This is a genomic window from Trichococcus collinsii (assembly GCF_900107505.1).
Classification (GTDB): domain Bacteria; phylum Bacillota; class Bacilli; order Lactobacillales; family Aerococcaceae; genus Trichococcus; species Trichococcus collinsii.
Genome location: NZ_FNQH01000001.1, coordinates 708426 through 720890 on the forward strand (window position 1 = coordinate 708426; position 12465 = coordinate 720890).

Here is a 12465-nt window from a genome sequence, read left to right on the forward strand (position 1 = left end):
CTTCCGGTCTGCTCTGCTGCGCAGTTTTTCTTTTATGCTTTGTTTTTTTCGGTATCAGCCAAATCCAGCAATTCTTTTGCGTGGGCCAGTGAAAGTTCCGTGATATCGGTACCCGCCAGCATGCGTGCGACTTCGTTGATGCGTTCAGGCCCGAACAGCGGTTTGACATGTGTCTTTGTCCGTTCTGCGATTATCTCTTTTTCGATATAGAGATGCTGATCCGCCATCGCAGCCACTTGCGGAAGATGCGTGATGCAGAGCACTTGTGAGTAACTGGCCACCAAGTGGATTTTATTGGCGATCGCTTGCGCCACCCTGCCCGAAACGCCGGTATCCACTTCATCAAAGATGATGCTAGTGATGCCCTGCGTTTTGGTGAAAATGGCTTTCATCGCCAACATCATCCGCGAGAGTTCGCCGCCGCTGGCAACCTTAGCCAACGCTTTCAGTGGTTCGCCGACGTTCGTCGCGATATAGAATTCAACGTGGTCCAACCCGTTGTCGGTAATCATAAGCTTACCTGGCTGTGCATGGAAAACCGTCTTGAAAAGGACCTTTTCCATATACAGTTCCTTTAACTGCAGTTGGATCTGTTCTTCCAGAATGACTGCAGCTTTTTCGCGGAGGGCTGTCAGTTGTTTGCCGATGGCCAGAATCTCTTCTTTTGCCTTATTATAGTCCACGTTGAGTTTCTCTAGGTAGCTTTCCCGGTTTTCGATCAGATCGAGTTCTCGAGAAATTTTTTCGTAATGCCCAAGAACTTCGATGATTGTATTTCCGTATTTCCGCTTCAACTGGCGGATCAATTCCAATCGGTTCTCGATCTCGTTCAAGCGTCCTTCATCATAAGACAATTGTTCGATCTCCGACAAGATGTCACCGGCACATTCCTGCAGCTGGTAATACGCTGCCGAAACCGAGGATGCGATTGTCTGATAGACCGGATTGATGTCCTGCACCTTTTCCAACGCTGCCATACCGAGGCCGATTTTGTCGATGCCGTTCTCTTCGCTGTTCTGCATTGAATCGTACGCACTCGTCAAAGCTTGCATGACTTTTTGATAATTGACGAGCAGGTTCCGTTCTTCCTCCAGTTTTTCATCCTCCGCGGGATCCTTCAACTGTGCTTGTTCGATTTCCTGGATTTGGAAAGTCAACAAGTCGATTCTTTGAACTGTTTCTTTTTCGTCTGTCTTCAATTTGATCAATTGCTTGCGTGTATCCATATAATGGGAATAGATATGGAGGTAATGCATTTTGACATCTTTCAGTTCATTCCCGGCAAACTGATCCAGAAGATCGATATGTTTTTGCGGATCCATCAATTCTTGATGCTCGTTTTGCCCATGGATATCGATCAGCGTTTCACCGACTTCGCGTAGCGTCGCAACCGTTACGATGGTGCCGTTGACGCGGGAAATATTTTTTCCGTTCCGGGAAAGTTCCCGTTGCAGCAGAACTTGATTCCCATCCGCTTCGATTCCATAGGATTCCAGCACAGCCACTGTCTTGGCGTTTTCGGGAATACTGAAAAGCCCTTGAATGACCGTCTTGTTTTCGCCGTATCGAATCAAATCGTTGGATCCTCTACCGCCAGCCAACAGACCGACGGCATCAATGATGATGGATTTCCCGGCTCCGGTTTCCCCGGTAAGCACAGTCATCCCCTCATCAAAACTCACTTGAAGATTTTCAATTATCGCAAAATTTTTAATGGACAACTCTTGTAACATTCCGCATTCCCCTTCGCAACAGTTCCTTGAAATACCTATTTATCGGAAATTGAGATTGATTTGCTTTTCAGTTGCAGATAAGCCTCTTTAACCACTTGTGGGCTGTCGATTTCCGGAGAGACGATACCCGGCACATGATCATTGGCCTGTAAATGGACCAAAAATTCGATGTTTCCGGTTCCTCCAGTTATAGGCGAAAAGCTCAGATTTTTCACATCGAATCCGGTCAGGGAAGCAAACTCCAAGATATCCCGTAACACTTCATTATGGACTGCTGGGTCGCTAACGATGCCTTTTTTGCCGATTTTCCCTCTTCCTGCTTCGAACTGCGGTTTGATTAGTGCAACGACGTCTCCGCCAACTGCGATGATTTGCTTTAGAACCGGCAAAATCAGTTTCAGCGAAATGAAGGATACGTCAATCGAAGCCATCTCCGGCCTGCCTTTTTCAAAATCCTCTAACTTGCTGTAGCGGAAATTAACCCGTTCCATCACCACGACCCGTTCATCCTGGCGCAACTTCCAATCCAATTGATTGTAGCCGACATCGAGTGCGTAACATAGCTTTGCGCCATTTTGCAGCGCGACATCCGTGAAGCCTCCCGTTGAACTTCCGATATCCAAAAAGATTTTGTCTTTTGGATCCACTTGGAACAATACGATGGCTTTTTCTAGTTTCAGCCCGCCACGGCTTACATATTTCAACGTTTCTCCCTTTATATGGAGTATTTTCTCGACGGATATCTTTTCGCCCGGTTTGTCGTAACGCTGGTTATTTTCGTCATAGATTTGCCCGGCCATGATCAATCTTTTGGCTTTTTCACGGGAATCTGTCAAGCCTTGTTGTACTACAAGTAAATCTAATCTTTCTTTTTCCATGGTAATCTCCCGTTAAATTCTGACGTAGTCCAATAATTGGCGGAATATATCTATTTTTCCCTCCGCACCGCCATAGGACAGAGCCGCCCGGTCCAAACAGCCTTCCGCTTGAAGGATAACGCTGTTCAGTTCCTGTATGGCTCCTGTGACTCCCAATAAGGATGGGTATGTATTTTTGTTCAATGCGGCATCATGATGGATGGTTTTGCCTGTCTCGGCCTCATCCAAAACGACATCCTTAAGATCATTGTGGATTTGGTAAGCCAAACCCAACTGACGGGAGAAATCTTCCATTTCAGTTGAGAATGGTTCATCCGCCTCCGCAATCAGGCATCCTGCTGTGACAGCATATCTTATCAATGCGCCTGTCTTTTTATCGTGCACTTGTTCCAATTCTTCTATTGTAAGTGCCTTCGTTTCGCCCTCAACATCATCCATCTGTCCCGCAATCATTCCGCTCGGGCCAGCGGCTTTCGCCAACAAGCCGATCAGTTTGACTTTTTTGTCTGCCGAAACGACGGAGGATGCCGCAAGAATCTCGAAAGCTGCAGTCAACAACGCGTCCCCCGCAAGAATTGCGGTGGATTCTCCGAATACCTTATGCGAGGTCAAGCGTCCCCGTCTGTAATCATCGTCATCCATAGCCGGCAGGTCATCATGAATCAATGAATAGGTATGGATATATTCCAGAGCGGCTGCGGCTGCAAAGCCATCCGAAATCTCGCCGCCCGCCATCGAAAGGGTCGCCAACACTAAAAGAGGGCGAATTCTTTTTCCGCCCCCCATTAAAGAATACGCCATCGCTTTGTGCAGATTTTCTTGCGAAGGCACACGTGCATCCAATTCCGAGTAGAGGTAATCATCGAATCGAGGCATCCATTCCGATTGAAATTCGCTAAGATTCATGCTTGTCATTCTCCTTCAGTTTGGGCTGCGAGCTCTTCAAAATTCGCTTCCGAACCATCCGGGTTGACGATTTTCGTCAATGTCTTTTCAGCATTGTTCAAAGTGTCTTGGCAATACTTGCTGAGATCCATCCCAACCTTGAATTGCTCCAATGCCTCTTCCAGTGGAACGTCCCCTGCTTCTAGTCTTGTTACAATAGCTTCTAATTGGTTCATTGCTTCTTCAAAACTTACTTTCTTTTCGGCCATCATTATTTTCCTCCACCACTTGTTTTACTTCTGCATCAGCATAACCGTCTGAAAAATTCACTTTCAATTTATCACCACTGCGCAACTCTTTGACGGATGCGATTACGTTCCCATCTTTTGTCGTATACGTGTATCCGCGCGACATGATCTTCAATGGACTCAACAAGTCCAAGGATTGCATAGCTGTTGTCATACGCATTTTTTTCTGTTTCAGATAGCGATCCATGGCCCTTTGCAGTTCACCAGTGATCTGTTGCCTGCGATTGCCAGCAAATAGTACATCCCTTGCTGGATTGCGGTTTTCAAGGCGCAATTGCAGCCGTTGCAACTCATTGAAGCGCAAATGGATCTGCTGCTGCATCTGATTGGCTAGACGTTGTTGTACCTGGTCCGCTTTGATGGCATAACCTTCATACATCCTCTCCGGTTGTCTGAAGATATAGGATTGCATGGCGCGGTTCAATCGTTGTTGTTGCATCGTTTGCAGATGCCGCATCTTTTGATAGAGTCTGTTGTCGATCTGATGGATATACCGGATGACATCGCTCAATACCGGAACAGACAACTCCGCCGCTGCTGTAGGAGTAGCGGCGCGTACATCCGCAACAAAGTCAGCCAATGTCGTATCCGTTTCATGTCCCACGGAAGAGATGACCGGGGCACTCATGGCAGCGATTTGGCGGACGACTGTTTCTTCGTTGAAGGACCAGAGATCTTCGATGGAGCCGCCACCCCTTGCAACGATGACCACATCAAAATCACCTTTTTTTTCAATTGCTTGAAGATTCTTTATGATGTTGGCGGCGGAATCCTTTCCTTGCACAATGGTCGGATAGAGCACGAGCTGGACAATCGGGTATCTTCTTTTCACAGTCGTCATGATGTCCCGGATGACCGCACCACTTGGACTAGTCACTATGGCGATGCGTTTCGGAAATACCGGAAGTTCTTTCTTAGGCAGAGAAAACAACCCTTCGCGCGCTAATTTCTCCTTCAGCTCCGAGAACGCTTGGTACAAAGCACCTACGCCATCGGGTTCCATATGCTCGACCATGATATTGTAGGTTCCGCCCGATTCGTAGACGTTCACCCGTCCGATGAGCATGACCTTCATCCCTTCCTTGGGCTTGAACGTCAACTTGTCGAATCTGCCTTTGTACATCACTGCTGAGATGACGGCATGGTCATCCTTCAGGCTGAAGTATTGATGGCCCGGACGCGGACGATAATTGGATATTTCTCCAGTAAGGTAGACACGTTCGAGATAAGGATCGGCATCAAATTTTCTTTTGATGTATTTGGTTAAAGCGGTGACGCTGAGATAGAGAGGTTCCAACTTTGTGCCTCCTTGATTATTTTGCTTTATCGATTGTTTGTTGCAACAGCATCGTGATGGTCATCGGACCGACGCCGCCAGGAACTGGTGTGATATGGCTTGCGATTCCCATTGCACCGGCCGTGTCCACGTCGCCAATCAATTTGCCTTCCACACTGCGGTTCATCCCTACATCGATGACGACTGCGCCCTCTTTGATGAAATCGGCAGTGACAAAATGGCCTCTGCCAATCGCAGCAACTAGGATATCGGCTTCTTTAGCCAATTCTTTAAGGTTTTTGGTGCGGGAATGGGCAATCGTGACGGTCGCATTCTCGTTCATAAGCATGATGGCCATCGGTTTGCCGACGATATTGCTGCGGCCGATCACTAAAGCTTTTTTACCTTCAAGTTCGATGTTGTATTCTTCCAAAATCTTCATGATGCCGTAAGGTGTACAAGGTAAGGCTGATTCATTGCCCAGGAAAAAGTTCCCGACGTTCATTGGATGGAAACCATCCACATCCTTCTCATAACGGATGGCGCGCAAAACTTTTTGTTCATCTATGTGTTTCGGCAAAGGCAGCTGTACCAAAATACCATGCATACTGTCATCTTGGTTCTGCTTTTCAACTTCTGCCAGGAGATCTTCTTCGGAAATGTCTTCCGCAAGACGAACGACACGTGAATTCATACCCATTGCTGCGGATTGCTTTTCTTTATTGCGGACATAGACTTGGCTCGCTTTATCCTCGCCGACCAAAATGACGCAAAGACCCGGGGTTTTCCCTTCTGCTGTCAATGCTGCTACCTGTTCTTTCATCTGATCTTGCATTTTTTTTGCTAAGCCTTTTCCATCCATGATAATCGTTTCCATTAATCAATCTCCTTTTCCTTGGTGTTATCGTCTATTTTAACATATTATCTTTGATTACGGTTAGAAAAGCGGGCTTGGTATGCCTGAATTCATCGACAAAAAAAGAAAAACCCTTATGCCTAAGCATTAAGGATTTTCCGTTTTAGGAATGAGGTTCGACAATACACCATTGATGAATTTGCTCGATTGTTCATCGCAATAAAGCTTTGAAATTTCGATTGCTTCATTCAACGCTACCCTTTGAGGTACTTGTTCCGTATCTCCCAACAGCATTTCATAAGCAGCAATCTGCATGATCAAAGCGTCTGCTTTGGCCAATCTGCCCACAGTCCAGTTCTTCAGATAAGGTTGGATCGCTTCATCGATCGCCGCTTGATTGTCCAACACGCCGTGCACTAATGTGACCAAATAAGGATAATCCTGAATTTCGACATCCTCTTCGCTGTTCCATTCCTCTGAATCGCTCAAAATAGCTTGCTTGATGGCTTCTTCAGGGGTCAATTCTTCGTTCGTTTTCAATTGGAAAAGGGCTTGAAGCGCCTTTTCGCGGATTTCTCTTCTGGTTAAATGGGAAGTGCTCACGCATTCTCCCCCAATTCTGTATCCAAATCAAGATAGGCATTATCTTCGGATTTCGGTGCGACAAGGCCGACCACATGGACGTTCACTTGCGACACTTCGAGATTGCTCATGTAAAGGACTTGTTCCTTTACTTTTTCTTGCATATCCAAAGCGACTTTTGGCACGGAAGTCCCGTATTTGATGTAACAGTACACATCAATCGCCAAACCATTTTCATCGACTGTCAAATGTACACCTTTGTTATGGGCAGTACGTCCTAACAATTCATTGACGCCGGTCTTGAAAGACCCTTGCATCGCATAAACACCTTCTACTTCATTCGCTGCAATACCCGCGATCACTTCAATCACTTCAGGAGCAATTTCAATCTCTCCCAGCGGAGCTGGACCGTTTGCTAAAGGAATGTTTGTTTCTTCCATCATCTGTCATTCTCCTTTCTTGGGAAACATTATGCGCGGGACACGTAAGAACCGTCCGTTGTGTTGACGATAAGCATATCATCCGCATTCACGAAGAATGGTACGTTGACCATCAATCCAGTCTCCATTTTAGCCGGTTTTGAACCGCCTGAAGCTGTGTCGCCCTTGATCCCTGGCTCAGTTTCTTCCACTCGCAGAATTACAGTATTCGGAAGATCTACACCGATTGTTTCTGTTTCGTACATCAGGATGTTGACTTCCATGTTTTCTTTCAGATAGTTCAATTCGTATTCGATTTGGCTTGCATTTAATTCGATCTGTTCATAGTTTTCAGTATCCATGAAAACGTAAGCACCGGCACTCTCGTATAGAAATTGCATTTTACGGTTCGCGATATGCGCTTTTCCGACTTTTTCACCCGCACGGAAAGTTTTTTCCTGTACAGCTCCTGTGCGAAGATTTTTCAATTTTGAACGGACGAAAGCCGCACCTTTACCTGGCTTTACGTGTTGGAAATCGACAACTTTCCATAACCCTCCATCAATTTCGATCGTTAGGCCTGTCTTAAAATCATTTACTGAAATCATTAATAATTCCTCCTGTGGCAACTCATTTGAAATAAGTTTACCATTAATTTAGTTCGGATTCTATTTTTTTATAAAATAATCAATTCTTTTGGAGAATGTATCAAAATTTCGTTGCCGCCATCCCTGATAACAAGATCATCTTCGATCCGCACGCCGCCAAGACCGGCAAGATAAATGCCCGGTTCGTTTGTGATGACATTTCCTGGTACAAGCACTTTCCCAGCTTTTTGTGATGTATTCGGTCCCTCATGTATCTCCAAACCGATACCGTGCCCATTGGAGTGGCCGAAAGCTTCCCCGTAACCTTGTTCCGAAATATAATCGCGTGCGATACTATCGACTTCGATGCCTGTCATGCCGGCTTTGGCCGTTGCATTCACGCGCAATTGAGCGGCTAGAACGATATCATAGATTTCCTTCAACTTTTCATTCGGTTGGCCCACTGAAACCGTACGGGTCATATCCGAAACATAGCCATTGTAATAACAACCGAAATCCAGTGTCACGAAGTCGCCTTTTTCGATCAACTTGGGACTGGCAACACCATGGGGCATAGCGGAACGGATGCCGCTGGCGACAATCGTTTCGAACGAAACGCCACTCGCACCCAATTCGCGCATGTGGAAATCCAAACGGTTAGCAATCTCTATTTCCGAAACTCCTGGACGGATGTAATCAAGGATGAACAGGAAGCCGGCGTCCGCAATTTCACAAGCCCGTCTGATGGTCTGAATTTCTGCTTCGTCTTTGACTTCACGCAATTCTTCGATGATGCCTGAAGCAGAAAGTAGATCGCACGTCAGCAGGTCCTCTAAATCCTCAACATTGCGGAAAGACATGATGGCGTCTTCGAAACCTAGAGACGAAAGTCCCTTTTCCTCCACAATCTTTTTCACTTCATCAAATATCGGCCCTTTATTCTGAATAATCTGAAACCCCTGCGCCTGTGAAGCGGCTTGCTGGGTATAACGGAAGTCGGTCACAAAAAAAGCTTCCTCTTGAGTGATGACCGCCAAACCGGTCGTACCCGTAAAATTGGAAACATAACGTAAGTTATATTGACTTGTCACCAGCATTGCATCCATCTTCTTCGCTTTGATGGCAGCCTGCAATTTTGAGACTCTACTCATTTCACATACTTCCTTCCAAAAAAATATCCTGTTTGTTTACAAACATACTTATTCAGTATATCAAAAAAGAGCTCGCATAGATAGAGGAAATATCGACATTACGCATGACAAAGTAGATCTAAAGCAATTCCCAAAACAGCTAGCACGAAAAAACGCACAAACAAGCCGGCAGGTTATCGGCTTGTTTATGCATCTCTCTATTATGCATGACTTCTCATTCGCTGCAAAGCACGACTTTTCCTGCTTATAACTCCTGAGACAAGATTTCCAACACCAATATTTCGCTGTAGGCATTTTGTAGGGTCACGGTCGCAGTGACTTTTCCGGTCTCATCCATCACGCAGTGCACGATTCCTTCTTCGAAAGAAAGGACGGCTGGTACGATTAGATTTTCCGGAGTTGATGCTTCTTCATTTCGATTTTTCAGCCAATAGTCGGTGTAGGCCAGCAAAGTTTGTGCTTTGTAGTGGTTTTCCGTCAATCTATACAGATAGAGCTGATTCTCATATACCCGAATAATTCCGAAAAGCATCATTTGTGAAAGGAATAGGTAGAAAATGGTGATTGGCAAAATGGAACCGCCTTTTCTCCGTAAATGATCACTCTTAAATGGGTACCTTAGGTAAGATGAGATGCGCTCTGCGCGTCTGGTCGTCCGAAAGCGTAGCCTGGATAGAAATCCCTTCATTGGTCACCTCGTATTTTAGCGCTTTGACATGCAGCAACATCGGATGATAGCCTTCCCCATTTTTGTAACGGAGGACTTTGTTGATCCGGAATTCATAGGTGTAGGCAGCTGTATCGGCTTGATGTATTGATTTTGTGCGGATGGTCGTGCTGGCCTTTTGCACCAGCAACTCATCCTCCAACTCATGCTCGAGTTGAATAAGGAAAAGATGCCATTCCGCGTCCTGGGTCTTCTCCATCTGGCTATTCGAAGTGCGGATGACCTCCATGCCTCCCACCATCAGCAGGAGCACCATCGTATTTACCATCAGTGCAAATGTCGCTTCCAACAAAGTGAATCCAGCTTGTGATCGTTTATGGGTCTTTCGTTTGGATTTCATCGGCACGCACAGTCACCCTTTCTTTCCCGTCACCGCCGCTCACAACCAACTCTGCGGTTTCCGAATCCCAAGTAGTGGTGAACAGAATCCCTCCGGAAGCCTGATTGCCGATCAGGCTTCCTCCTCTGGCGATGACCTGCATCTGGTCCTGGGCGACCCTCCAGTAAGCAATTTCTGCTCCTGCCGCTTTTAAAGTCGTGAAAAATTGAACGGAATGCGGCATCAGCACATAGAGCGAGATACTGACCATGGCCAAAGCGATCAGACTTTCAAAAAGCATATAACCACTGCTATCGTTTAGTTTTATTGACTTCATAACGACCGCTCCCCAATTGTATTGTGATGGTATAACGATATCGAGCCGTTTCCATGATGATGGTGTTCGGCTGTAAATACCCGCTGCCTCCTTTGATGAATCCGGTGTAGCCTTGGATCACCTTGGCCCCTTCAGGCAACAACAGCTTCCGGTTGATGTAACGATCCGATACGGCACCGTCTTTAAAAACAGCGTAATGCGTTGTCCCGATTGGACGTACGACATCGATATTGACGCCTTTTCCAGTGATGACCGCATAACTCTGCGCCGTGTGCAGTTCCGTAAGAAAATCGTCCAAAAACAGGTTGAACGCGAATTCATCCGTTGCGGTTTCCAATTGCGGGGTCAGCAACAAGATCATGGATGCGACCATCAGCACCAACAGACTCTCCATTAAAGTAAATCCGCTTTTATGCATCATCCATTCCTACATTCGGATTATTCGATTTTGGACACATTACCGTCTGTTATCGTCAGTTTTGTGGTCGCTTGGGCCACTTGATTGTCACTTAGGTATCCACCAGCCTTGAGTTCAGTAAAATTGGCAGCTTCCGTCCCCGTATCGAGTTCGTACATGTCGGCTTGGGTCTGCACGACAACCGCCAATGCATCCGTGCCTTTAGTCTCCACGCTAGATTTCGTGTTCGCCACATTTGGGATAATCATCAGCATCAGCACAGAGATGATGAATAGAACCAAAACCATTTCCATAAGAGTAAAAGCTTGTTTATTTTTTAGTGTTTTTTTGATCGATTTCATTAATACATTCCTCCTAATGAGCTTAGCATCGGCATCAACAAGATTAGATAGATCGCCATCACGATAACGGCAACCATGAGAAATAATACAGGCTGCAGCCAGCCAATCTTCTGTTCAATGTCCGCGATCAGCAACCGGAAACATTCTTCGCTGTACATGCTCAACTTGATCGGCAATTGACTGGTGAGTTCGCCATGATAGATGATCCAGCCCATCTCTTCTTTGAAGATGGGATAACGTTTGATGATCGTTGTCAGGCTATCTCCCTTCATCAACCCTTCCTCCACTAATCCGGATATTTCCTTCATCCAGGCAGTTCCTTCGTCGCTACGCATCAGCGAAACGATTTGGTTCAATTGCATGCCGTTGCGGAAGAAATAAGCGTATTCGCGGCAGAAAAAAAAGGAATAATAGAGTTGGACCCATTTGCTGAAGAGCGGAATCCTGCAGAAAAACAACGACTTTTGGAAAGCTGACTTCTTTTTCAAATAACTTTTTGCCAGCAAGAACACACTGGCACTCAAGGCTAAACTCCCCAATATTATGAGCGGCAGGTTTTCCAGGTAACTAAGTATGAAGCGGACCATCACGCCGGAACCTTCTTCCGAGGGCACCAGCATTGTTTCCAAACTGGGAAGCAGAACCTGCCTGATCGCAATCAGCATCCCATTCGCGAATACCAGTAAAAACAACGGATAGATCAAAACTTTTCTGAGCTTATGCAGCTGTTTGTCCTTTTCCGTCAGGAAGTCTGAACAAAACAACAAGGTTTCCGTCAATTTCCCGTGAAGGAAGGAAAGTCGCAGCTGCGAGACGACTTGCTCCGAAAAGCCGCAGCCAGCTAATGCATCCGCAAGATTGATTCCTGTCTCCAGTTTGACCAGCATGCGCTGGATATCATCCACGCGCTTCGGTTGCATCAGCTCCAGGAAAGAGAGACCCTCGGATAACGAAAAACCTTCCTTCAGCAATTCTCCCAAGCGCCTCAGAAAATAAGCCTGCTCTTTTGCCTGCCAACGATTTTCAGACGAGATTCTCCAGGTAATTTTTTTCCGTAATGTATCCACATGCATAGGCTTTGCGCAATTTGTCATTCAGTGTGACAAATCGCTTTCCGTCCTCCCTGTTCTGCAGATGATTCTGCAGTTGCTTTCCTGACAATATTTCGTAGATTGCAGCCGACTTTTCGTTTACCTGATAGTGGGAACAGTGAATCGTGCACTTACCGAAGCACAGCGGACAATATTTTGCGATCAGACGTTGGGAGACGACAGCGAGCAGCGTCTGCTTCATTTGTTCGGAAGAAATAGCCAGTTCCCGCAACCTTTCCAATACGCCGAACGACTCTTTGGCATGGATTGTTGCGATCACCAAGTGCCCCGTCAATGCGCTTCTCACTACCATTTTGGCTGTTTCCTCATCCCGTATTTCGCCTATGACGAGAATGTCCGGATGATGGCGCAGGCACTGGCGGATGAGCAGGTCGTAAGTGATGCCCGCAGCTTCGTTCACTTCAGCCTGCAGAAACAGCGGCTCTTCAATTTCGACCGGATCTTCCATCGTAATAGCATGAGTTTTATGACTATGCATGAACAGGTGAGAATATCCTTTATTTATAAAGGTTTTAGAGTCTTGCGTTTAGACCACA

At 46.2% G+C, this 12465-nt stretch carries 17 protein-coding genes; all 17 read right to left on the reverse strand.

All coding sequences use genetic code 11. The annotated features are described in order from the left end of the window. Positions 1 to 32: 32 nt before the first annotated feature. A complete protein-coding gene (gene recN / locus BLV66_RS03315; RefSeq protein ID WP_086984697.1) occupies positions 33 to 1733 on the reverse strand; it encodes a DNA repair protein RecN in 1701 nt (566 codons plus the stop codon). 35 nt (positions 1734 to 1768) lie between these two features. Beyond that, positions 1769 to 2611: a TlyA family RNA methyltransferase gene (locus BLV66_RS03320; RefSeq protein ID WP_086984696.1), complete on the reverse strand. Its 843-nt coding sequence runs from the start codon at positions 2609 to 2611 to the stop codon at positions 1769 to 1771. Positions 2612 to 2623: 12 nt separating this feature from the next. After that, positions 2624 to 3517 (reverse strand): polyprenyl synthetase family protein, encoded by an 894-nt coding sequence (locus tag BLV66_RS03325; RefSeq protein ID WP_176974103.1) that lies wholly within the window; start codon positions 3515 to 3517, stop codon positions 2624 to 2626. 5 nt (positions 3518 to 3522) lie between these two features. Beyond that, entirely contained in the window at positions 3523 to 3765 is a 243-nt protein-coding gene (locus BLV66_RS03330; protein ID WP_086984694.1) for an exodeoxyribonuclease VII small subunit, read from the reverse strand. Further along, positions 3740 to 5101, reverse strand: a complete 1362-nt coding sequence (gene xseA, locus BLV66_RS03335; protein ID WP_086984693.1) for an exodeoxyribonuclease VII large subunit — start codon at positions 5099 to 5101, stop codon at positions 3740 to 3742. Before xseA ends, BLV66_RS03330 begins: the two co-directional genes overlap by 26 nt. 16 nt (positions 5102 to 5117) lie before the next feature. Then, positions 5118 to 5957, reverse strand: coding sequence for a bifunctional methylenetetrahydrofolate dehydrogenase/methenyltetrahydrofolate cyclohydrolase FolD (folD, locus tag BLV66_RS03340; RefSeq protein ID WP_086984692.1), 840 nt, complete (start codon positions 5955 to 5957; stop codon positions 5118 to 5120). A 126-nt stretch (positions 5958 to 6083) separates the two neighbouring features. After that, complete coding sequence (gene nusB, locus BLV66_RS03345) at positions 6084 to 6539, reverse strand: transcription antitermination factor NusB (protein ID WP_086984691.1); 456 nt, start codon at positions 6537 to 6539, stop codon at positions 6084 to 6086. After that, positions 6536 to 6961, reverse strand: coding sequence for an Asp23/Gls24 family envelope stress response protein (locus BLV66_RS03350; protein ID WP_086984690.1), 426 nt, complete (start codon positions 6959 to 6961; stop codon positions 6536 to 6538). The genes nusB and BLV66_RS03350 overlap by 4 nt, the downstream gene beginning before the upstream one ends. Positions 6962 to 6987: 26 nt before the next feature. Further along, entirely contained in the window at positions 6988 to 7545 is a 558-nt protein-coding gene (gene efp, locus BLV66_RS03355) for an elongation factor P (protein WP_086984689.1), read from the reverse strand. 68 nt (positions 7546 to 7613) lie between these two features. Further along, a complete protein-coding gene (locus tag BLV66_RS03360) occupies positions 7614 to 8675 on the reverse strand; it encodes a M24 family metallopeptidase (RefSeq protein WP_086984688.1) in 1062 nt (353 codons plus the stop codon). 244 nt (positions 8676 to 8919) lie between these two features. After that, positions 8920 to 9246, reverse strand: coding sequence for a hypothetical protein (locus BLV66_RS03365; RefSeq protein WP_086984687.1), 327 nt, complete (start codon positions 9244 to 9246; stop codon positions 8920 to 8922). Positions 9247 to 9280: 34 nt separating this feature from the next. Then, a complete protein-coding gene (comGF, locus tag BLV66_RS03370; RefSeq protein WP_086984686.1) occupies positions 9281 to 9742 on the reverse strand; it encodes a competence type IV pilus minor pilin ComGF in 462 nt (153 codons plus the stop codon). Next, positions 9717 to 10058, reverse strand: a complete 342-nt coding sequence (locus BLV66_RS03375; protein WP_086984685.1) for a hypothetical protein — start codon at positions 10056 to 10058, stop codon at positions 9717 to 9719. Before BLV66_RS03375 ends, comGF begins: the two co-directional genes overlap by 26 nt. Beyond that, the gene (gene comGD, locus BLV66_RS03380; protein WP_143033083.1) at positions 10033 to 10479 is read right to left on the reverse strand and encodes a competence type IV pilus minor pilin ComGD; all 447 of its coding nucleotides are present in this window, start codon (positions 10477 to 10479) and stop codon (positions 10033 to 10035) included. The genes BLV66_RS03375 and comGD overlap by 26 nt, the downstream gene beginning before the upstream one ends. 17 nt (positions 10480 to 10496) lie before the next feature. After that, positions 10497 to 10817: a competence type IV pilus major pilin ComGC gene (comGC, locus tag BLV66_RS03385; protein ID WP_086984683.1), complete on the reverse strand. Its 321-nt coding sequence runs from the start codon at positions 10815 to 10817 to the stop codon at positions 10497 to 10499. Continuing rightward, positions 10817 to 11884 (reverse strand): competence type IV pilus assembly protein ComGB, encoded by a 1068-nt coding sequence (gene comGB / locus BLV66_RS03390; protein ID WP_176974104.1) that lies wholly within the window; start codon positions 11882 to 11884, stop codon positions 10817 to 10819. The genes comGC and comGB overlap by 1 nt, the downstream gene beginning before the upstream one ends. Next, the gene (locus tag BLV66_RS03395; RefSeq protein ID WP_086984681.1) at positions 11841 to 12407 is read right to left on the reverse strand and encodes an ATPase, T2SS/T4P/T4SS family; all 567 of its coding nucleotides are present in this window, start codon (positions 12405 to 12407) and stop codon (positions 11841 to 11843) included. The genes comGB and BLV66_RS03395 overlap by 44 nt, the downstream gene beginning before the upstream one ends. Positions 12408 to 12465 lie beyond the last annotated feature (58 nt).